Source organism: Paenibacillus sp. J31R34 (assembly GCF_059383715.1).
In genome coordinates this window covers 164,425-187,731 of record NZ_JBXENU010000011.1, presented here as the reverse complement: position 1 = coordinate 187,731, position 23,307 = coordinate 164,425, and the positions used below count along the sequence as shown (strand labels likewise).

Genomic DNA, 23,307 nt, shown 5'->3' with positions numbered 1-23,307 from the left:
TCAGGGAGGTAATAACGGTAATGCGAATGCGCAAGAAGGGGAAAGGAACCGCAGCAATGTCGAAGTTCCTGTCATGTCTTTTAGCACTCACTCTCTTAGTCCCAGCCTTTTCTATGCCTGCAGCAGCAGCTGATTCGGTGCTTGTATCCGATGATTTCAGCAGCTATGCGCTTGGCGATTTAACAATTGGAAGCGGTAACACTTGGACAAAGGAAGGCGCTGCTCCAGCTTTTGTAGTCAAGCAGGATTCTGTTACAGGTTCTACTTATGGAGCGATTACGAATGAATCGACCGGCTCCTCTTATATTGGCCAACGTTTTGCTGGTGAAAGCGGCGGCTTAATCGTTGAGTTTGATGTCAACCTGCCAACGGGTAAAGGCGGCTCGCTATGGGTCATGGATGGCAAGGTGAATGCAACCAATGCTGCCGCTGCCCGCTACCAGCTGGATGCTGGCGTCATCAAGCAGCATAATGCAGCTGTAGATAAGCAGCTTGCGTATGATGTGACGCATTGGTACCGTTTCAAAATGGTATTTAATGTGCCAAGCAAGCAGTATAATGTAAGCGTTACCGATTTGGCGACGAACGCGACGGTAAACTGGCCGTCCGCTTTTTACAGCAACCGGGAACGGATCAGCAGCTTTGGCTTCTATGTCAATCCGAATGGCGGCCAAATCAATGTGGCGAATGTGCGTGTAACCGCGCTTGATGTGAAGCTCGCTGGCCTAATGCTAGGCTCAGGCAACTTTGCACCTGTGCTCAATCCGCCATTTGATCCAGGCGTATACGATTATTCGGTAGAGGTGCCGTATTCGGCTGCATCGGTGGATATAACACCAACAGCAAGCAACGCTGGATTTGTCGGATTGAAATTGGATGGTGGTGCGATTGCCAGCGGACAGAAGAGCACAATTCCTTTGACGAGCGACGAGACGGAATTTGGCGTTTCGGTAACCTCGTCCGCCTATACGGATATTAGCCGTACGTACAAGGTGAAAGTCAATAAGCTGGAAAAGTCGCCTAATGTGACGTATGTCGTCAGTGAAGCGCATGATGAAACGGTCAAAATCGGCTGGGAGCAGCCTCAGGACCCAGCTTTTAAGGAAACTCGCGTTTATTTGAAAAATGAAGACGCTTCCTTGACACTAGTTGATACGGTGCCTGCGGGCAAATACATTTCGACTATAGCAGGGCTGTCGAATGGAACGACCTATTCATTCGTGGTCAAAGGCGCTTATGAATATGCGGGAGAAGCGGTTAGCGAGTCAAGCGGCATAGCAATTAGCGAAACGCCGATTAAGCTGGCTCCTCGCCAAATGGAAGCACTGGATCGCGGCCTCGTTGCGGTGAAGGAAACCGATCATGTGTACGTAGGCTGGCGCCTGCTGGGCACCGATGCGGAGGATATCGCATTCAATCTGTACCGCGACGGCGTGAAGCTGAACAGCACGCCAATTACAGGCAGCACTAACTATGCGGATGTGAACGGCAGCAGCAGTTCAACGTATTATGTGCGGGCCATTACCGGGGGAGTGGAGCAGCCGCAATCGGAAACGGTTGAGGTGTGGGATACAAACTACTTGAACATCCCGCTTGAGAAGCCGGAAGGCGGGGTAACCCCAGATGGCGTAGCTTATACGTATTCGGCGAATGACGCTTCCGTTGGCGATTTGGACGGAGACGGGCAATACGAAATTATAATGAGCTGGATGCCAAGCAATGCGAAGGACAACTCGCAGGCTGGCTACACGGGCAATGTGTATGTTGATGCTTACAAGCTCGACGGTACACGTCTGTGGCGAATGGATTTAGGCAAAAATATGCGGGCAGGCGCCCACTATCTCGACATTATGGTCTACGATTTGGATGGTGACGGCAAAGCCGAGGTGACGTTCCGCACGGCGGATGGCACGATTGACGGAAGCGGCGTCGTCATTGGCGATGCCAATGCGGATCACCGCAACGCCAGCGGATATATTTTGACCGGACCGGAGTTCCATACGGTGTTTGAAGGTGCGACCGGCAAAGCGCTGGCAACGGATGCTTATGAGCCGGAGCGGGGCAATGTTGCGGATTGGGGCGATGCCTACGGCAATCGCGTTGACCGTTTCCTTGCGGCGATTGCTTATCTCGACGGCGAGCGTCCGAGCATTGTGATGCAGCGTGGCTATTACACGCGGATGGTGCTTGTCGCCTATAACTATCGGGATGGCGAACTGACGAAGGTGTGGACGTTCGATTCCAAAACGCCAGGCAATGAAGATTATTACGGCCAAGGCAATCACCAGCTTAGCGTTGCTGATGTGGATAATGATGGTCGGGATGAAATTATTACAGGCGCGGCAGCTATTGATGATAACGGAGACGGGCTGTGGAGCTCTAAGCTCGGCCATGGCGATGCGATGCATCTGAGCAATCTTAACCCGGATCGTCTGGGACTGGAATTGTTTGCGGTGCAAGAGGATACCGCCGTTAAATATTCCTACGATATGAAGGATGCACGAACAGGCCGTGTTTTATGGGGGCAGCTGCAGCTCGGCATTGATGCTGGACGCGGTTTGTCCGCAGATATCGATCCAAGGCATAAAGGCGCGGAATCATGGGCAATCGACGGTGCGTGGAACAGCACGACAGGCGGGCTGTTTAACGCCAAGGGAGAGAAGCTGTCCGCGAGCATTCCAACGTCCAACTTTGCCATTTGGTGGGATGGCGACCTCAGCCGCGAGCTGCTTGATCATAATTGGCTAGGTGATCCGCGCGTTGGCGTTCCAAAAATCGACAAGTGGGATTATGAAAATGAAGCACTCGTCAATTTGGAAACCTTCACAGGTACTTATTCGATTAATGATACGAAAGGCAATCCGAACCTGCAGGCTGATCTATTCGGAGACTGGCGCGAAGAGGTGGTGCTGCGGACGGAAGACAGCAGCGCGCTGCGCATTTATACAACGACAGCTGTCACCGAGCATCGGATTCATACGCTAATGCATGATCCTGTCTACAGACTTGGCATCGCATGGCAAAATACGGGCTACAACCAGCCGCCACATACGAGCTTCTATCTAGGGACAGATATGGAAATGCCTGAACGGCCGAATATTCGTACAAATGCCATTGCAGCGACGAGCCTTAGCATTTCCGCTCCTTCGCAAGAGGTGACGGCGGGGCAGCAGCTGCAGCTGAGCCCGGTATTTTTGCCAGCGGCGGCAACAAACAAAGCCGTAACGTGGGCCGTTGCAGGTGAAGCTGGCTCGCCAACAACGCTTGCAACGATAAATGCAAATGGCTTGCTGTCAGCAGTGGCGGCAGGCAAAGTAAAAATTACAGCGACAGCAAATGACGGTTCGGGCTTGAGCGGCGAGCTCGTCGTGACGATTTCCGCTGCTGGAACCGTGAACCCCGGAACGGGCTCGGGATCAAGCGGAACGGGTGCAACGACTCCCCCGACGTCAACTCCGGCTCCTGCCAATGTGGTGCTTAAGCCGGTCGTTACAGTAGACGCTGGAGGCAAAGCATCGGCAGAAGTGACTGCGGCTGAGCTCTCGAAAGCGCTGGACGATGCTGCTGGCAAAAAGCTTACGATCACCGCTGTGCCAACGGGTGCGGCAAGCTCCGTTCAAGTAACGCTTCCAGCGCAGGCGCTGAAAGCGGCATCCGGCAAACAGGTAAGCCAAGTGGAATTGAATTTGGGTCTGGCGAGCATAACGCTTGATACGGCTTGGCTTTCGAGGCAAATGGAAGCAGGAGCTGGAAAGCTTGAAATATCCGCTGCTGAGGCCGATATAAGCAAGCTTTCCGCCGAGGCGAAAGCACAACTAGGGGATGCAAAAGTTTATGATTTGACATTGACGATTGATGGCAAAGCGATTACTTCTTTTGCAGGCGGTGTTAAAGTTGCATTGGACTACAATCTGCAAGCAGGAGAGAGTCCGAATAAAGTGGTCGTCTATTACATTGACGATAATGGTGAAACGCAAATTGTGAAAAATGGAAAATATGACGTGGCAGCAGGGCACGTCACCTTTAAACCAGAGCATTTCAGCAAATATGCAGCAGCTCACGTCAATATTCAATTTAATGATATTGAGCGTGTAGCATGGGCGAAGGACAGCATTGAATCGCTCGCTGCCAGAGGCATTATTAATGGCATGGGCAATCAAGCCTTTAAGCCGGATCAGCAAGTCACGCGGGCTCAGTTTCTGAAAATGCTGCTGCAAACGTTCGATTTGGAGCAGGCGGATGCAGCAAGCACGTTTAGCGATGTGCAGCCAGGCAGCTGGTATTACAGCTCAGTGGCGAGCGCGCAGGAGCTAGGCATTGTTGAAGGCAAAGCAAATGGCACTTTTGGCTTTAATGATGAAATTACGCGTGAGGATATGGCCGTTATGGCCCATCGCGTTATTCAGAAGCTTGAGCTGAAGCTGAATGCACAAGGACAGCCAAGTGATTTCAAAGACAGCTCGGCGATTTCCAGCTATGCGAAGCAGGCAGTAGATGCGATGCAAAGTGCAGGCATCATTAAAGGAACAGGCAATGGCAGCTTCGAGCCGAAGAGCCATGCAACGCGGGCACAAGCGGCGGTTGTCATTAACCAGCTGCTTGGGGCGAATAATTAAGCAGACTGCAAACAGGGAATAACAGGAAACCGGAAATGGACTGTAGAATAGTAGAGGAGGCTGCGTAGTGATGCGCAGCCTTTTTTCTTTATTTTCAAACTAGCTTAAATCGGTTGAAGGGGGGATGGAGAGATGAACGTAGGCTGCGGAACCCAGCTGTTGCTGGTAGTGGTAATTTGCGCTGCGCTGCTGATTTTGCAGTCTATATGAAGGCGGTGCTCGGTTATTGATGCTAAGCAGGAATAGTAGGATAATCGCAAGCAGGCGCTCCATCTAGCTTTACGGCCGGACGAGCGCCTGTTTTGTGTTTTTTGGACTAGTTGTTTTTGTTGTTGTTGTTGTTGGTGCTGGTGTTGGTTCTGGTGTTCGTTGTGCTGGCAAAAAGGCTAACGTTCGAGCTGCTCCGCCGTCATAGGCAGCTGCCAGTCTATGGCCTCACTGCCGATGCTGTGAAGGAAGGCGTTGGCGCGGGAAAAGGGCTTGCTCCCGAAAAATCCGCGCTCCGCTGAATAAGGGCTTGGATGGGGAGAAGCAATCAGGTGATGCCGAGAGCGGTCTATGCGGGATGCCTTATCTTGAGCATGCTTGCCCCACAGTATAAATACGATGGGCTGCTCCCGTTCGTTCAGCGCTTCAATGATCCGGTCGGTAAAACGCTCCCAGCCGATGCCTTGATGTGAGCCCGCGCTGCCCGCTCTTACGGTAAGCACGGCATTGAGCAGCAGCACGCCCTGCTTGGCCCAAGAAGCGAGATAGCCGTGGGCGGGAGGCGTGCAGCCAAGATCACTGGCGAGCTCCTGATATATATTTTGCAGCGATGGAGGAATGCGCACGCCCGGCTGGACAGAGAAGCTGAGGCCATGCGCCTGGTTAGCGCCATGATAGGGGTCCTGTCCCAAAATGACGACCCGCGTATTTTCAAACGATGTATAATGAAGGGCATTATAAATATGATGCATATTGGGATAAACGGTAGTCGTACGGTATTGCTGGGCGAGATGAGAGCGCATTTCCCGGTAATAGGGCTCCGCAAGCTCGGCGTTCAACAGCTCCGCCCAATCATTATGAAAAATAGTCGCCAAGGTAAAATCCTCCTTATTTGCGTATGATTCTTATTTTAGCATAAATGAAAAGATGCATAAAAATAGCCAGGCTTTAAGGAACCACGGCACGCAGTTGAGGCTGCGCCCCTGCTGAAGATACCCCTGTGGCTGAAGCTGCACAGCTGGGGTCGCGTCCTTCTCCTTTTTTGGCGGACTGAGCTTCCGCTATTTTCGCTTTTGCTTCGATTTCGGGCCGTCCGCGGACATGAAATCCGTTATTGTTCTCCTCATCCCATCAAAACAGCTTTTGGCAGCACAATAGCTGCACCTGAGTCCGCCAATAGTGCTATAACCCGTGATTTTGATGAAATAACGGCTGCTGTGTCCACGAAATCTATCTTTGCGCGGTGAGCACCGCTCTGAAACGAAGAGTATGAAGCTGCCTTTCAGTACGTATGTACACAATTAGGAGCAGGCTCGTTTACATTTGCATACACATCCTAGCAGGATATCTGGGAAAGGGGCATTACCTTTTTGATGATTTAGATTACTATAGTTAATTCTTTGTTGCGGATAAATCGTCTACAATAGGTTTTGTAAGCACTTACAAAAAAGAATGGTTACAGGAGGTCAAGCATGATTAAAAACAAGATTGGTATTGTAACGCTCCTTTCCCTGTCGCTTATCTTTGGGGGATGCTCGGCACAAGGTAGCAATAACCAGCCGGGGGCTGAAGCAAGCACAGATAGCAGCAGCGGTAGCGGCAGCACCAAAAAGGTCGAATTGAGAATGACCTGGTGGGGCTCGCAAACCCGTCATGATCTGACCATTAAAGCGCTTGAGCTGTTCCAGCAAAAACATCCTGACATTGTGATTAAGCCGGAATATTCCGGGTGGGACGGTTATTTCGATAAGCTGTCCACACAGGTGGCTGGAGCAAACGCGCCTGACCTCATTCAAATGGATTACGCCTTCCTGACTGACTACGCAAACCGTGATGCACTGCTTGATTTGGATACGTATACGCAAAGCGGCGACCTGAAAATTGACAAGCATGATCCGAGCATGATCAAAGCGGGTACCGTGAATGACAAGCTTTATGCGATCACGCTTGGGGTGAATGCACCTGGCGTTGTATACAGCTCGAAGGTGTTCCAAGAGCTGAATATTGCAGACCCAGACACAAGCTGGACGTGGGAGGACTTCGCCAAAATCGCCAAACAAATTAGAGAGGCGAAGGGAGATGCTTTTGTCGGCTCGGCTGACAACTCGGGAACGTTCAACATTTTTGAAATTATGGTTCGCCAAAGCGGCCGCAGCTTGTTCAAGGATGGGCAGCTAGGCGCGACGAAAGAGGATTTCACAAAATGGTTCACGCTGTGGCAGGATATGCGCGGCAGCGGCAGCATTACTTCACCAGAAGCAACGGCTGCGATGACGAATGCGCTCGAAACACGCCCGCTCGCTTTGGGCACAGGAGCGATGGACTTTATATGGTCCAACCAAATTATTGCCTTCCAGAAGGCGCTGAAGGATTCAACCGACCAGCTTAAAATTCAAGTGCTGCCGCATTCGGCAGGTGAAGCAAAAAGCGGGGAATACCTCAAGCCAGGCCAATTCCTCTCCGGCTATTCCAAGACGGACCATCCGAAAGAGGTCGCCATGGTTATCGATTTCCTCGTCAATGATCCAGAAGCGACAGCGATTCTTGGCTCGGAGCGCGGGGTGCCGGTAAATTCAGAAATTCGGGCGCAAATGGCAACTACGCTGTCCGATACCGACAAAATGATTTTTAACTTCGTAGACACGGTATCCAAAGACAAAAGCGACATTGATCCGCCGTATCCGCAAGGCTACTCGGAAGTGGACAAAAGCTTCAAAACGCTCAGCGAGCAAATGGCGTTCGCTCAAGGCGAGCTTGGCAGCAACATCGACGAGTTTATGGCTAGTGCCAATGCGGCGCTCAGCAAAAGCAAATAATAGAAAAAAGGAATAAGAGCCAGCGGTGCTGCCTGCAAAAAGCGGCGGCTCCGCTGGAATTAAGGGAAGAGGGGAATCCGCGATGACAGCACCATCTATGACGAAGCCGCCAAAAAGCAGCAAACAGGCGAAACGATCGGCAGCCAGCCAGCATAATCGCGCCGCCTTGCTTTTTCTCGCGCCATGGCTCATCGGCCTGATTTGCCTGACGCTGGGCCCGGTGCTGGCGTCGCTGTATTTTTCACTAACGGATTACAGCATTCTGGCAAGCCCCAATTGGGTGGGACTCAGCAATTATACGGAAATGCTCACATCGGATAAGCTGTTTGGAACGTCGCTTAAGGTTACTTTCACATATGTATTCGCATCGGTGCCGCTCAAGCTGATTTTCGCTCTTGGCGTTGCGCTGCTGCTTAACAAAGGAATCAAGGGTCTGGGTATTTATCGGACCATCTATTATATTCCCTCCTTGCTCGGGGGCAGCATTGCAATTTCGATGTTATGGCGGAAAATGCTCGGCGGCGACGGTCTGCTCAATCAGGTGCTGCTGAAGGTAGGCATTCACGCGCCAGATTGGGTTGCGAATCCTAAATATGCACTGTATTCGATCGTATTGCTCTCGGTATGGCAGTTTGGCTCCTCCATGATTATTTTCCTATCCGGGCTTAAGCAAATTCCGTCCGATTATTACGAAGCTTCATCCGTGGATGGAGCGGGAAAAATTCGCCAGTTTTTTAACATTACGCTGCCGATTTTGACGCCGGTCATTTTCTTTAATCTCGTCATGCAAATAATTACGTCGTTCCAATCGTTTACACAGGCTTTCGTTATCAGCAATGGCACCGGCGGCCCACTGAATTCAACGCTCATGTATTCGCTCTATTTGTACAAAAAAGGCTTTGCTTTCTTCCAAATGGGCTACGCTTCGGCGATGGCTTGGGTGCTGCTGCTCATTATCGGCTGCTTCACCTTTATCATATTCCGCTCCAGCAGAGGCTGGGTGCATTACGAGGACGGGGGGAAATAGACGATGGTGGATACGCTGCGTAGAACAGCTTGGCTCAGGCATTTGGCGATTTTGCTCATCGCCTTCGTCATGCTGTATCCGGTGCTGTGGTTGGTCGGAAGCTCCTTCAAGCCGAACAATGTTATTTTTTCTGAAATTGGCATTTGGCCGCAGGAATGGGTTTGGGGCAATTATTTTGCAGGCTGGAACGGGATTCAAGGCAATCCGTTCTCGCATTTTCTTGGAAATTCGATGATTGTGTCCATCGGCGCGGTAATTGGCAATGTGCTGTCCTGCTCCATGGCGGCTTATGCCTTCGCTCGTCTCAGCTTCCGCTTCAAGGCGCTCGCCTTCGGACTGATGCTGCTGACCATTATGCTGCCGCATCATGTGACGCTCATTCCGCAATATATTTTGTTCAATCAGCTCGGCTGGGTCAACAGCTTCCTGCCGCTGATCGCGCCAAAATGGCTGGCGACCGATGGGTTCTTTATTTTTCTAACGGTGCAGTTTATTCGCGGCTTGCCCAAGGAGCTCGATGAAGCGGCGACGATTGACGGCTGCGGACTCATTCAAATTTACTGGCGCATTGTGCTGCCGCTCGCGGTACCGGCGCTCATTACGACGACGATTTTCACCTTCCTTTGGACATGGGATGACTTTTTCAGCCAATTGATTTATTTGAGCGATGTTTCGAAGTTCACGGTTCCGCTCGGTCTGCGGCTGTTCCTCGATTCCAGCTCGCAATCTGACTGGGGTCCGATGTTCGCGATGTCCGTGCTGTCGCTGCTGCCTTGCTTTATTATTTTCATCATCTGTCAAAAATACTTTGTAGAAGGTATTGCGACCTCCGGCATTAAAGGGTAAGCTTCACTTACTCCAAACGGTCAGGGTGATGACATACGATGCGTACGATCGATTTTTCTTTACGGCAATCCATATTGCGGAGAAGCAAGCTGTCCACTTTGATGGTCGCTTGCTTCGTGCTGTTAAACCTGTTGTTTTTGCTGGCGATTATTTGGCTGTCCTACCGCTCCTTCTCGAATGTGACCTTTAGCGAAATTAGTAAGGCGCGGCTGGCGCTGCTGAATGAAAGCACGAATCGCGGCTTTGATTTTATGACGAATATGACGAATACAGCTTATTCCGTCGTCAGCAATAAAGAGGTGAAGGACAAGCTGGAGGCGGGAGCCAAATCCAAATATGATATGCTCATTAAACGGCGGGAAATTTCCGATTTGCTGCATCATACACTCGTCGTCAATTCCGGCATCAGCTCGATTGAAATTTACAGTGATAATTTTAACGATGTGCCCTATAATTCTACGGATCTTGTGTTTCCGGTGAGCAAGCTTGCCGATCAAAAATGGTTTTCCGCTTTGGAGAAGGCGGACGCCATTTGGATTCCGGAAGAAGAAAACGCTTCCTCGAAGTCGCTCATCGGGTATGCCCAGCATATGTTCGACAGCAAGGGGCGGACGATGGGCTATCTGGTCATCAGCATGTCGCAGCAGGATGTATTGCGCAATTTTGCCGACGTGCCGATGGTGCTGGAGGGGCAGGTGCTCGTCGTGGATACGGCGGGCAACATTATTGTGAAGGTGAACGACTCGCAGGTGGAGGGCGAGGAGGTCATTCTCGATGCCGAATGGCTGGGTGACCGTTCGAAAACGCTCAGTGATGGATATGAGCTGCTCCGCAGAGACGATCAATCGTATTTGGTCGTGTTCTCCAAGCCTAGCTCGGTGCAGTGGCGGCTGGTACAGACGATTCCGACCAGAACGCTGCTGGCGACTACCTATGAGGCGGGCTGGTATGTGCTAGGCATCGGAATATTAAGCTTATTGCTGTCCGCTATATTGACCTATTGGTTTGTGAAAAGCATCATCAAGCCGCTGCGCCGATTGATGGCGGAGATGAAGCGGCTGGAGCGCGGCGACTTCCAGGCGAAAGCGACAAGCGCCTTCACCGAGGAATATGCGCAGCTTTCCTACAGCTTCAACCATATGGTGTCGCGCCTGAAAGAGTCGATGGACGATGTGAAGACGGAGAGCAAGGCGAAGCGCGATGCCCAGACGAGCTTGCTGGAGGCGCAGATTAAGCCGCATTTTCTGTATAATACGCTCGATATGATCCACTGGCGGGCGCTCGATTATAAAGCCGAGGATATCAGCTTTATGATTACGCAGCTCGGTAAGCTGCTGCGCATTGGCCTCAGCGGAGGCAAGCTGTTCATCCGCGTGCGCGATGAGCTGGAGCATGCCCGCTGCTATCTCAGCATTCAGCAGGAGCGTATGACGTTCCCGATCGCTTATACCGAGCGGGTGTTAGATCCGCAAATACGCGGCTATTATATACCGAAAATTATTTTGCAGCCGCTTATTGAAAACGCAGTCATTCATGGCTGTCCTGCGGACAATACGTCGGAGCTGGCACTCTCTCTGGATATTCGCGAGCAGCAGATGCCGGGGCAAGCGCCTTATTTGGAAATGAGCCTGACTGACAATGGACGAGGCTTGCCCGATGATTGGCATATGGACAAGGCGACAGGCATCGGCATTCGCAATGTGCATACGCGCTTGCAGCTTTACTGCGGACCTTTATATGGCCTGCAGCTCGCAAATAGTGAGCAGGGAGGCGTGAAGGTGACAGTGAAGCTGCCGATTATTGAAACAGAAGACCAATTAAAACGGTTGCTGGACGGTGAAAAAGGATGAAATCAGTGCTTCTTGTAGACGATGAGCCGCATATTATTGCGGCGCTGACGCGGCATGTGGGCTGGGAGAAGCTGGGGCTGCGCATTGCTGGAACGGCTGCGAATGGCTTGCAGGCGCTGGCGAGCTACCGTGAGCTTAAACCGGATCTCGTCATTACGGATGTGAATATGCCGCAGATGAACGGGCTTGCGCTTGTCGAAGCGCTGCGGCAGGAGGATGCGAGCTTGCCGATCGTTATTTTGAGCGGCTTCGATGAGTTTGAAAATGCGCGGCAGGCGATGCGCTGGGGCGTGCATCATTTTTTGCTAAAGCCGGCTGCTGTGGCGGAAATCGAAGGCGTGCTCGCTGAAATTATGGGCGAGCTGGATTTGCAGGCGGAGAAGCTGCGGCTGGAGGAGCATTACAAGCTGGAGCTTGACCGGCTGCTGCCGTATTTGCGCGAGCGCTTGTTCACCGAGCTGCTGACGACGCGCTATCAGCCGCATGAGCTGCATGAGGAGCGGCTTGCTTATTTGAACATTCCTTCGCCAAAGCAGGTGGCGGCGGTGAGCTTGCAGCTGACGCGCCCCGCGCTGCTCACGAAGCTGAAGGAGCGAGACTGGCAGCTGCTCAAATTTGGCGCGAACAACATCATTCGCGAAATGCTGGAAGGCAAACTGGCTGGCACTCAAATCTACGGCTACGCGATTGATTACTCCGATCGGCTGTTCGTGCTGGTCCTGCTGTCGGAGCAGGCGCAGGAGGACGAGCTGTATCAGGCATGCGAGGAGCTCGCCTACAGCTTGACGGAGAAAATAACGGCGCTGCTCAAGCTGGAGGCTACCGCAGGCATTGGTTCGGTGCGAAGCAGCCTGCATGAGCTGATCGATTCGTATTTGGAAAGCCGCGTGGCGCTGGAGGCGGCGGAATTTCAAGGTACAAGCCAAGTGTATCCTTATGCAGAATGGGCACAGTTGGATACGACGTATGATCAATATGCGCCGCTGCTTAAGCAGTGGAATGAGGCGCTGACGGACAAGGATTTGGTGCGGGCAGCCCACCAGTGGGAAGCGATTCATAATCAGCTGCAAAAGGAAGCGAGCGGTTCGCTCACGGATATTCAGACGATATGTGTCGGCTTGTTCAGCTCGCTGACTTTTTTCTGGAATGAGGCGTTCGCCCAGCATCAGCCACCGCGCACGCTGTCGCAATTTTTACAGGGCATCCAGCAGCATTTGACGCTTGGCGCCCTAGCGCGCTGGATGAATGAGCTGGTAGAGGAATGGCTGCAAAGCGCGGCGCAGGAAATTTCCGGCCGAAAAAGCAATCGGCTTGTCGATAGCGTGAAGCAGTATGTTGCGGCGAATTTCAGCCAGGAAATCAGCTTTGCGGCCATTGCCAAGGAGCTGTTCGTGCACCCGAAATATTTAAGCCAGCTGTTCAAGCGGGTAACAGGGCAAAACTTTGTGCATTATTTGAATGATTACCGTATTCATAAAGCCATCGACTATTTGCAGTCGGGCCATCATATGGTGTACGAGGTCAGCGAAATGGTCGGCTTCAATAATCCAACCTATTTCAGCCAAGTGTTCAAAATGAGCACGGGCAAAAGCCCTTCGGATTATTTTCGGATGTGAGGGGATAGGGTGTGTTACCTAAAGAAATTGTATACAGCCACACAACAGGATATTTGGATAATGATGTGGAATTAACGTGGGAGCAGCAATTGAATTTAAAGGGAGCTAGTTATGTTACCACAAGTAGTTGAACAAATTATGAGTAAGTTATGTACTTGTTTAAGAATGAACCGTTCGAATATTGTATCTGTTTACATATATGGTTCGGTAGCATTAGGAGACTATATTGAAGGTTCCAGCGACATCGATTTTATTGCAGTTGTTCGAACACCACCTAATATGTCCGATATCCAGGCAATCTCCGCAGCTCACAAAGAGGTTGAAAATAAGTTTCCACACGCTGATATCATGGGAGCTTACTTACTCGAAAATGATTTGGGAAAACCACAAAGTGAAATTAGTTCTTTTTTAACCTATTATAATAAACAAGTTCATTTAAATGGATATGGTGCTGATATTAATCCAATTACGTGGTGGATGTTAAAAAATCATGGCATTAAAATATACGGATCGGAACAACCCTTAAATTTTGAGATAGAAATTAAACCCTTGGTCGAATATGTAATGGAAAACTTAAATACCTACTGGGTTAGCTGGATAGAGCGATTAGAGAAGCAATTGGCTTTAGTCAGTCAATCAGACCAAGAGAATGTCGCTAAGCAGCTTGATCAAGCAGTGGAATGGTGTACACTGGGTATGTTACGGCAACTATACACAATAAAAGAGCAAAGTATAATGAGTAAAGTTGAAGCTGGATATTATGGAATCACAGTTATTCCTCAACAATGGCATGGGTTAATCTATGAAGCAATTAATATAAAGCGGCTTCGTCCTGACCGTTGTTATGATTCAAATGAAAAGCGATTAGCTGACTTAGTGGCATTGCTTCGTTATATTCACCTAGAAGCTAATCGATTTTTTGATGATTCGCTTGATTTGTTGAACGAATGAATAGCGGTACAATGCATAAAGAGAAACTTGGCGGACACAGTAGCCGTTATTTCAACCGAATTATGGGTTAAGGGAGATGTGGCGGACTCAGAAGCCGCTAATACGCTGCCAAATGCGATTTTGACGGGATGAGGAGGACCATAACGGCTTTCCTGTCCGCTCACGGCCTGAAATCGGGTTAAAAGCTGGAATAGCGGAATCTCAGTCCTCGAAAAATGGAGTGAACATCCCGAGCTCTGGCTTCCCGGCCGCAGTGGTCTGTCTCGACAACAAACACATGATGATAGAGAGTGGGCTTCTACTCATAACGATAAAAAGCCCTCTACAATGAATGAAAGTAATCCGTCATATTCCCCACGAGTGCATGCCCCTTTTTATATGCTGTTCCAAGCACTTTTCCCCCCCGAAAAAAAAGCCCATCATATTTCTTCTTTTCCCTGTTAATGCTAAACTAAGGTCTGATTAGCGGCAAGCTGGTGTTGCAAAGGCCGCTCCACAACTTATGACATAGCAAAGGCGGTCTACTCATGCGCAATATTTGGCATATTTATAAAACAGATTGGCTCCATATTTTACGAGTGCCTACCGGCATTTTTCTTATTTTAGCGATAATATTGCTCCCTGGCTTGTACGATTGGGTCAATATTAAATCGGTGTGGGACCCTTACAGCAACACGCAAGGTATAAAAATAGCAGTCACGAGCCTCGATGCGGGAGCGGCTATTCAAGGCAAGACCGTTAATATCGGCGAGGAGCTAGTGGCAAGCCTGCAAAAAAACGAGAAGCTGGGCTGGACGTTTGTAGGTGAGGAGGAAGCGATGGCTGGTGTTGAAAAAGGCACCTATTATGCAAGCCTGCTTATACCAGCCGACTTCTCTGCCAAAATAACCGGCATTATCGAAGGCAAAATCGAGCGGCCGGAAGTCATTTATACGGTCAATGAAAAGGTGAATGCCATTGCGCCGAAAATAACCGGCTCCGGCGTTTCCGCAATCACGAAGCAAATTAACGAAGGCTTCACAGAAGCTGTCAGCGAAGCAGTGCTGACGAAATTGAAAGAGGCGGGCGTAGAAATTGAAGCAGAGCTGCCGACCATTCGCAAAGTCGAGAACGGTATTTTCAGTCTGGAAAGCCATTTGCCTGAAATCGAAGCGGCTGGACAGAAGGTGCTGGATATCGAAAGCAAGCTGCCGGAAATTAACGAGAAGGCGCAAAAAATAATCGAGCTTCAGCAGAAGCTACCGGAAATCAATGAAGCCGCGCAATATGTGCTAAAGCTGCAGCAATATTGGCCGAAAATCAGCGATGCTGCTTCCGAGGTTCTTATCATTCAGGAGAAGCTGCCTGAAATTCAGAAGGCGGCGCAGCGCATTCAGGAGGTCGATGCCAATTTCGACCGCGTGAGCGAGGTGGTCGACACGGCGCTGGATAAAACGAATACAGCGCTTGGCATTGTGACGACGGCTGAGGAGCAGCTGCCGAAGCTTGAGGCGCTGGGGGGAGACGCGATCGCTTTCGCGGACGGGCTGAACGATTTTTTAGCGTCGAGCCAGGAGGCCTTTCAGACGATTAGCCCGACTTTGCAGCAAAATTTGCTGCTGGTCAAGCAAATCGCTGATGCTGCCGAACTGCTGACAGCAAGGCTGCAGGAAGCGGATCTTAGCAAGCTGCCGACTGCAGCGGAAGTGCAGGCGCTCTCGAATCGGCTCCGTACAGCGGCAGGCGTAATCGGCAGCATGACGAATGTGCTGCAGACGATTAACAGCCATTTGCCGGATGGGCAGCTAAGCGGGCCCATTCAGCGGCTGAGCGGTCTCGTCGAAAAGCTGAATACGCAAATTCAGCTGCTCGGCATCATTAAGGATGCGATGGACCGGGGAACCGCGCCCCCAGAGGAGATTGTAGCGCGTCTGCATGCGGTAACCGAGCAGGTGAGCAGCGATCTTGGCTATGTGCTGGAGCATTACGACAGCGATATTGTGCCTGCAATTACCGAAGGCTTGAGCAAATTGCAGCAGCTTGGAGCGGCATCGTCCGATGTGCTGCAAACGGCCAAGAGCAAGCTGCCGGATATCGCCGAGCTGCTCAAGGCCGCGCGTGAAGGGCTGACGTTTGGGCAGCAGGAGCTGACCCGCATTCAGGCTGAGCTGCCGGAAATCCGCACGAAGGTGCATGAAATAGCAACGACTTTGCAAAGCAAGACGGACGCCTTCGTGAACGCGATTAACACGGCAGCGCCGTTTATCCGCAATGACTTGCCAGCCATTGGCAAAAAAATCGACGCAGCCGCAGCTTTTGTCCAGAACGATTTGCCCGAGGCGGAAAAAGAGCTGGCAAAGCTGGCCGATTTCGTCAAATACCAGCTCCCGGAGCTTACGGACAGCGTGAAGCGCGTTGCCGGACTTGTTCGCGACGACTTGCCGCAGCTGGAGGAAGCGATTCGCAAAGCGGCAGATAAACTGCGCGAAGTGAAGGCTGATAACAGCTTTGCCGAACTTGCGAAGCTGCTGCGCGGTGATATTGAGAAGGAAAGCGAGTTTTTGGCGAGCCCCGTGCTTATTAAGGAAAATCAGCTGTATGCGATTCCTAACTATGGCTCGGCGATGTCGCCATTTTACGGGGTGCTGTCGCTTTGGGTTGGAGCCACGCTGCTCATCTCGATGCTGCGCTCGGAGGCAGATAATCCGAATGGAGGCTATCGCGGCTACCAGTTGTATTTGGGTCGCCTCGGCACCTTTTTAACGATTGGACTATTGCAGGCATTATGCGTAACGCTGGGAGACTTTTTTATTTTAGGCGCATACGTCGCAGATAAGCTGTGGTTTGTTTTATTCGCGATGCTCGTCAGCATCGTATTTGTCACCATTACGTACACGCTGCTGTCTGTGTTCGGCAATGCGGGCAAGGGAATTGCAATAATTTTCATGGTGTTTCAATTTTCCAGCTCAGGCGGTACCTTTCCGATCAGCATGACGTCGCCTTTTTTCCAGGCGCTGAATCCGTTTATGCCATTTACGTATGCGATTAGCTTGCTGCGCGAAGCGGTTGGCGGCATTTTATGGGAAACGGTGCTGAAGGATATGCTGTTTCTGCTCGGCTTTATTGCCATTAGCCTTTTCATTGCCCTCGTGCTCAAACGCCCGCTTAGCGGCATCATTAAGCGCTCGTCCGACAATGCGAAGAAGACCAAAATTATAGCATAGAGATTAAGGGGAAACGTATGAAAACGTATGAACAGTTCGTGGGAGAAATTATTGCGGCGGCGCAGGCTGCGGGGCTGCATATTTATCAAAATAAAAACCGGCTGGAAACAAGGTCGCTGGATCGCGAGTTTTCGTTTTTTTGTACGCCAAGGGCACACCAGCAGCCATATCAAACGAGTGCCTATATGTATTTTGAATGGAGCAGCGTGCTGACGGCGGAATCGCTGCGTGAGCGGGAGGAGGAGCCACTGTCTCCGGTGCTCAGCATATCTCGTAACGCTGATGAGGCCGCTGAGGATGAGCCTTGTACACAGCTGCATATTCAGTACGAGTTCGAGGTAGCGGAAAATTTTCAAACGATGACGGATGAAATCAATCAGCAGCTGTTGACGATTTTTCGCAAGTCTATGGGCCACACCAACGTTCCGGTTATAAAATGGGAGCTGATTATTCAAGCCAGCGGCGAAAATCATATTTCTAAAATATCGGCGCAGCAGCACTGGAGCATTCCCCTGCTGTCGGATTCGGGTATTGGCCCGATTATGACTGAGGTTAATGATGTTTTGATCGCGATAAGCGAGCTGCCGTTTATCAAAAAGGATACGCAGTAGCGTGGGGTGAATTTTTAAAAAAGCGGGCGGCAACGGTCACAGGCTTCATGTCTTTGCCTGCCCTAAAGCTCTCCATGGCCTTGAACCATCCAACCCTTTAGGGAGTGCTATTTTTCAAAAATGGTTCTCGGGTCAAGTTCAAAAAGGCTTCAATCGCTGGCGAAATCCACTTTTCTTCATGCCAAAACATTTGGATTGCAAACGATGTGGCGGTCAAATCCCAAGGTAATGGAACCAGTTCACCACGATTCACTTCTGCGATCACGGCCATTTCAGGCAATATGGCGATGCCCATTCCTATTTTTGCACATTGTTTAATGGCCTCAGCGCTGTTGAACTCCAATTCGGTAATTCCACCCATGCCCTTCTGTGAAAGACTTCGCTCAAAAAAAGTGCGATAGGAGCAGCTCTTCTCCGTCAACAAAAAGGTTTCGCCATGAAAATCTTCAATGGATAGTGCTGTATATGCAGCCAAAGGGTGATCAGGTGCTGCCAGTAAATAAAAGGGCTCGTCCAGCATTTTCTCTCCGCAAAACCCAGCCGATTCCTTGTTCTCATCCAGCATAAAAATAATGTCCGCGTCCCCTTCCCGCAAGCTCTGTTTGAGGTTCGAATTAGTCAGCGGTCTAAATATCAGCCGAATTCCTGGGTAATTTAAGCGAAACCGGCGCAGTATAGCCGGTAGCCAGTATGTACACAACGTTTCATCGGCACTTATGACCACCGTACCCGTCACCTCGCCCGATTGCTTAAGGGCATGCTGCGCTTCTTCAAGTGTACTCAATATGTTATCTACATAACGTAAAAAATTTCTCCCCGCATCGGTCAGAGTCACTCTTTTATTCAATCGATCGACGAGCTTGACCCCCAGTTCATCCTCCAAGGACTTGATCTGCATCGTAACCGTTGAAGGAACATAGTTTTGCACTTCTGCAGTCCGACTAAAGTTGAGCGTGGAAGCAAGCATATGAAAGGTTTTCAGTTGGCGCAATTCCATAGTTTCACCCCTTGATTCAAAAAAAATGAACGTTCTATTCGAAAACGTTTCTTTGACTTAACAATAGCATCGTCGTAGAGTGATGACAAGAAAGACAGTCGAGCTTGGCTAAGAAAAGGAGAGTTTTATATGAGAGATTATGAAGTGTATGAACTGGGGGATATTCTGCTGCAATCCGGTGACACTTTGCCAAATGCCATTCTTGCCTACAAAACCTACGGCACGCTAAATGCGGAGAAAAATAATGTAATTGTATATCCCACCTGGTTTGCAGGTCTACATACCGATAATGAATGGCTTATTGGACTTGGTAAGGCACTCGATCCAGAAAAGTATTTTATCATCGTCCCGAATATGTTGGGTAATGGACTATCCTCCTCGCCAAGCAATACGCCACCGCCTTACCATCAAGCTAATTTTCCGCTGATTTCGATTTATGATAATGTGCGACTGCAGCATCAGCTGGTTACTCAACATTTTGGCATTACAAAAATTGCTCTCGTTGTAGGCTGGTCACTAGGAGCTGTGCAGACGTTTCAGTGGGGAGCAAGCTATCCCGATATGGTGGAACGAATTGCTCCATTCGGAGGTACTGCCATGACCCGGCCGCATGCAAAGGTTGTATTTGAAGGAATGATTGCTGGACTTCAGGCTGATTCTGCTTGGAACAATGGCTTTTATACGCAGGAACCCACAAAGGGATTGGCAGCTATGGGTCGAATCTATGCAGCCTGGGGCTTCTCTCAGGCTTATTATCTAGAACAGCTCTATCAGCAAGAGGGCTATCACACACTGGAGGAATATCTTGTAGATTACTGGGATCAAGTGTTTTTGGCCTTTGACGCTAATGACCTGATCACCATGCTACGTACCGGAATCACCGGTGACATTAGTGCTAATCCGACGTATGACGGCGACTTTAAATTTGCATTAAGCGGAATTACAGCACGGGCACTGGTTATGCCGGGAAGTACGGATCTTTTTTTCCCTCCCCAGGATAACAAATATGAGGCACAGCATATGCCGAATGCGCTCTTCCTACCGATTGAATCGAAGTGGGGGCATTGTGCAGGCATTGGACAACATGAACCAGATTCCGAATTTATAGATAAAAATCTAAAACATTTTTTGCTTCAATAAAAAAAGATTCGCAGCTGACAGAAATACAAATTGCGATTATACATAAATAACTGGATGAGGAGCGGATTGAATTGAAAAATAAACGGATGATCTATGTTCTGGCCCTTGCTATTTTTCTAATAGGAACCATTGAATATATCATTACAGGAGTCATTGAAATGATGGCTATGGACTTGGGAGTGTCTACTTCCCAGGCTGGGTTATTGGTGACGGTATTTGCTCTCTCAGCGGCCATTGTCGCTCCGATTCTGATTGCATTAACGATAAATGTAGATCGCAGGAAGCTGTTGATGGCTGCCCTCAGTGTGTTTATTGCCAGCAACGGACTAATGGTTATAAACCTTTCTTATGATGCAATGCTAGGGGTGCGAATGATTCAAGGAGCTAGCGGAGGAATCGCTACCGTAGTAGCCATGGCTGTAGCGACACGACTCGTTGAACAGGAAAGAAGGGGGAATGCCATCGGTATCATTTTAATGGGGCTCAGCAGTTCGCTAGTGCTGGGTGTCCCAATCGGCACATTTTTTAGTGAGATGTTTGGATGGAGGGTTTTATTTATTTTGATCGGTTTATTAAGCGTTCTCCCATTGATCATCATCTATAAAAAGGTTCCGGTAATCAAAGAAGAAGAAAAGATTACGCTTTGGATGCAGCTTTCCATTTTAAGAAATTTAAAAGTTCTGACGGCCTTGGTTATTACTTTATTTTATATCGGGGGCTATGCTACACTGTTCACTTATATTGCGCCTTTCTTGCAGGCCACATCCTCACTCTCCATAACCGAAATAAGCGGTGTTCTATTCCTGGCGGGAATTTGCAGCTTCGTCGGATCAAAAGTGGGCGGACAATTGGCAGATGCAAAGGGAACGAAATTTACCATTTATATCGGACTCTTGTTACAAGGAGCAGCTCTTCTTTTATTTGCTCTAGCTGGTGTCAATCTCGTTGTACTAATCTTGGTATTGATGATTTTCATGTTAGCCACCTGGAGTATTTCCCCTGCACAGCAGCTATATCTGGTTACTCTAGCGCCTCGAAATCCGGACATTGCTCTAAGCGTAAATACGTCGTTCATCCAATTTGGTTTTGCACTGGGATCTGGATTAGGCGGGCTTGTCATCAGCCGTACATCCGTTCTATATTTAAATTGGCTGGGGCTTGCCGCTGTATGCATAGCTATACTTCTTGCGATCTTGTTATTTAAAAAAAGGAACGCTGGGGTTGGAAGCCCTATGGTTACGAAATAAAAAAGGCAGTGGACTGAAGCTCACAAATTAGCTCTTTGTCTTTTATGATTTCAATAGAACAAACGCCACCTTTACGAAGGTGGCGTTTGGCGTTATCTCTTCGCCTTATAAAACTCATGATACAGCTTCATCAGCGCCCGTTTCTCAATCCTCGACACATAACTGCGGCTAATTCCTAATTCCTTCGCAATTTCTCGCTGCGTCCGTTCTTCGCCGCCATGCTCCAAGCCGAACCGGCCCATAATGACTTCCTTTTCACGTTCATCAAGTATGACTAAATTTTTATAGATTTTACTTTTTTCCATTTTAAGCTGGACGGTTTCGACTATTTCATTCGGATCGCTACCAAGAATATCGACCAGCGTGATTTCGTTGCCTTCTTTGTCAGTACCGATCGGATCATGCAGCGATACGTCCTTGCGCGTTTTCTTTAGGGATCGCAAATGCATAAGTATTTCGTTTTCGATACAACGAGCAGCGAATGTCGCCAGCTTCGTGCCTTTGCCCGTTTGAAAGCTTTCGATGGCCTTGATCAAGCCGATCGTGCCGATGGAGATTAAATCCTCCAAATCTTCGCCGGTATTGTCGAATTTTTTGACGATATGTGCGACCAAGCGCAAATTATGCTCGATAAGTAGATTGCGGGAATGCGTATTGCCTTCCGCCATTAGCGCAAGATGCTTCGCTTCCTCTTCTTCACGCAGCGGCTGCGGAAAAGCGTTATTTTTTACGTACGACACGAGCAGCGTTAGCTGTTTAATAAACAAAGCAATTGCAGCAAATAATCCCATCGTCAGGACACCCCCATGAAGTATTGCCGGGCCTCTTAATCAGCCTCAGCGTGCACGAACATCAATTTTACATTGTATGTAGGCGGGGGCCTATACGTGCATGTACATTCGAAAAGACGTTAGTAGACGAAAATGAGTAAGTCTATCATATGCTTTAGCTTGTTAATGAATGAAGAAAGAAAATATCCCTATATTCGGTCGGCAATCTCCATTTTTAAAACATGCTCAAAAAAGTGCAATTGCAGGAAAAAAGAGATTAACCTATGGTGGAATTATCCCATTGAAAAGAGGCGATCTAATTGGAAGCTGTAAACATCTCTCATATCCTTCCGCTTCGCAAGCCGATCATTGAGGTCAATTCATACCACGCCTTTTCCCAAGCCATTGTGCTGACGAATGAAGCATTATCTCTGCCGTGGCTGTTTAGCCACTATATCCATCTGTTTGGCGTTCCCGAATTTGATAAGGGCAACTTTATTCATTTCGCGTCCTCATCTTTTTTTCATGAACTGCCCTATACCTTTGTGTCAAAGCTGCATACGGATCAATTGAGGTCGTGGTTTGATGACCCATTAACCTTCTTCATCGATTGCTTGCACAAAAATCAATATTTAGCTATCGCGCTAGACGAATATTATATTCCCGGCACTTCCTCTTACCAAACCAAGCAGCAGGTGCATCATTTGCTTATTCACGGCGTCGATGTTTCGCAGCAGCTGTTCTATGTTGCAGGCTACTTTTCGAATCCGCCGGTCTATGACTCGGGTAGACCGGTCAGCTTCGATCTGCTGCGAGAATCGCTTCGGCATGCTGGGCCCATCAGGCAGCGTATCAGCCAGACATTGGAGATTATCGAGTATCCATACCGGGATTTAAGTACGCAAGCTTTTGAGCTGGACATTCGTTTTATCGCAAGGTCATTGGAGGAGTATTTGCTGTCCAAGCCGTTGACTGAAAAAAATCCGCAAAGGATTCATTTCTGGTTTGGCCTGCGCGTGTATGATCTGCTCGAGCAATTCCTTGAAAGGGAGCTGGAATCAGACCAGCCACTCCTTCATATGAAAGCGCTCCAGACGCTCGTCAATCATAAGCAATGGATGATGAAAAGAGTCGAGTACTTACACGCTCACAAGCTGATATCCGACAATGGCCTGCTTGCGATGTTGCAGGATGTGCTTAAGCAAACCGTAATTGTTCATCAATGGTGTGTGAAGCAACGGGTCAGAAGGGACCCAAGCAACCTTGTAAATGCCATTCGCTGCACGCAGCAATTGAAACGTAGTGAAGCGTTGTTTTTGGAAAAATGCTTGAATCAATTGGCTATTCCTTAACCATTTCTAGAAAGTGCAAATGTTTTAAAAAAGTGCAATAGAAGGAAATGAGGATTTT

General features: G+C 49.3%; 15 protein-coding genes. 12 read left to right on the top strand and 3 right to left on the bottom strand.

The window, feature by feature from the left end; genetic code table 11:
• Positions 1-20: 20 nt before the first annotated feature.
• Positions 21-4,616, top strand: a complete 4,596-nt coding sequence (locus tag AC50YG_RS26510) for a rhamnogalacturonan lyase family protein (RefSeq protein ID WP_494831247.1) — start codon at positions 21-23, stop codon at positions 4,614-4,616.
• Positions 4,617-5,002: 386 nt separating this feature from the next.
• Here the strand turns inward: AC50YG_RS26510 and AC50YG_RS26505 are convergent, their stop codons facing one another.
• Complete coding sequence (locus tag AC50YG_RS26505; RefSeq protein ID WP_494831245.1) at positions 5,003-5,698, bottom strand: uracil-DNA glycosylase; 696 nt, start codon at positions 5,696-5,698, stop codon at positions 5,003-5,005.
• A 597-nt stretch (positions 5,699-6,295) separates the two neighbouring features.
• Between AC50YG_RS26505 and AC50YG_RS26500 the strand changes: the two genes are divergently transcribed.
• The 8 genes from AC50YG_RS26500 to AC50YG_RS26465 all read left to right on the top strand — a co-directional run bounded on the left by AC50YG_RS26500 (position 6,296) and on the right by AC50YG_RS26465 (position 17,743).
• A complete protein-coding gene (locus AC50YG_RS26500) occupies positions 6,296-7,639 on the top strand; it encodes an ABC transporter substrate-binding protein (protein ID WP_494831243.1) in 1,344 nt (447 codons plus the stop codon).
• Positions 7,640-7,736: 97 nt separating this feature from the next.
• Positions 7,737-8,666 (top strand): carbohydrate ABC transporter permease, encoded by a 930-nt coding sequence (locus AC50YG_RS26495; RefSeq protein ID WP_494831326.1) that lies wholly within the window; start codon positions 7,737-7,739, stop codon positions 8,664-8,666.
• Positions 8,667-8,669: 3 nt separating this feature from the next.
• Positions 8,670-9,512, top strand: coding sequence for a carbohydrate ABC transporter permease (locus AC50YG_RS26490; protein WP_099521165.1), 843 nt, complete (start codon positions 8,670-8,672; stop codon positions 9,510-9,512).
• Positions 9,513-9,550: 38 nt separating this feature from the next.
• The gene (locus AC50YG_RS26485; RefSeq protein WP_494831241.1) at positions 9,551-11,362 is read left to right on the top strand and encodes a cache domain-containing sensor histidine kinase; all 1,812 of its coding nucleotides are present in this window, start codon (positions 9,551-9,553) and stop codon (positions 11,360-11,362) included.
• A complete protein-coding gene (locus tag AC50YG_RS26480) occupies positions 11,359-12,978 on the top strand; it encodes a response regulator (protein ID WP_494831239.1) in 1,620 nt (539 codons plus the stop codon). Before AC50YG_RS26485 ends, AC50YG_RS26480 begins: the two co-directional genes overlap by 4 nt.
• Before the next feature lie 111 nt (positions 12,979-13,089).
• Positions 13,090-13,929, top strand: a complete 840-nt coding sequence (locus tag AC50YG_RS26475; protein WP_494831237.1) for a nucleotidyltransferase domain-containing protein — start codon at positions 13,090-13,092, stop codon at positions 13,927-13,929.
• 527 nt (positions 13,930-14,456) lie between these two features.
• The gene (locus AC50YG_RS26470; RefSeq protein ID WP_494831235.1) at positions 14,457-17,132 is read left to right on the top strand and encodes a YhgE/Pip domain-containing protein; all 2,676 of its coding nucleotides are present in this window, start codon (positions 14,457-14,459) and stop codon (positions 17,130-17,132) included.
• 17 nt (positions 17,133-17,149) lie between these two features.
• Positions 17,150-17,743: a hypothetical protein gene (locus tag AC50YG_RS26465; RefSeq protein WP_473755056.1), complete on the top strand. Its 594-nt coding sequence runs from the start codon at positions 17,150-17,152 to the stop codon at positions 17,741-17,743.
• Between the two features lie 97 nt (positions 17,744-17,840).
• On the opposite strand, the gene AC50YG_RS26460 is transcribed toward AC50YG_RS26465, so the two are convergent.
• Positions 17,841-18,740: a LysR family transcriptional regulator gene (locus AC50YG_RS26460; RefSeq protein ID WP_494831233.1), complete on the bottom strand. Its 900-nt coding sequence runs from the start codon at positions 18,738-18,740 to the stop codon at positions 17,841-17,843.
• A 129-nt stretch (positions 18,741-18,869) separates the two neighbouring features.
• Between AC50YG_RS26460 and AC50YG_RS26455 the strand changes: the two genes are divergently transcribed.
• Together AC50YG_RS26455 and AC50YG_RS26450 are read left to right on the top strand one after the other, a co-directional pair.
• Entirely contained in the window at positions 18,870-19,880 is a 1,011-nt protein-coding gene (locus AC50YG_RS26455; protein WP_494831232.1) for an alpha/beta fold hydrolase, read from the top strand.
• 71 nt (positions 19,881-19,951) lie between these two features.
• A complete protein-coding gene (locus tag AC50YG_RS26450) occupies positions 19,952-21,127 on the top strand; it encodes an MFS transporter (protein WP_494831231.1) in 1,176 nt (391 codons plus the stop codon).
• Positions 21,128-21,219: 92 nt separating this feature from the next.
• On the opposite strand, the gene sigK is transcribed toward AC50YG_RS26450, so the two are convergent.
• Positions 21,220-21,918 carry an RNA polymerase sporulation sigma factor SigK gene (gene sigK / locus AC50YG_RS26445; protein WP_046234276.1) on the bottom strand — a complete coding sequence of 233 codons (699 nt, stop codon included), beginning with the start codon at positions 21,916-21,918 and terminating at the stop codon, positions 21,220-21,222.
• 299 nt (positions 21,919-22,217) lie between these two features.
• Between sigK and AC50YG_RS26440 the strand changes: the two genes are divergently transcribed.
• Positions 22,218-23,249 carry a hypothetical protein gene (locus tag AC50YG_RS26440; protein ID WP_494831230.1) on the top strand — a complete coding sequence of 344 codons (1,032 nt, stop codon included), beginning with the start codon at positions 22,218-22,220 and terminating at the stop codon, positions 23,247-23,249.
• The last annotated feature ends 58 nt before the right edge of the window (positions 23,250-23,307 follow it).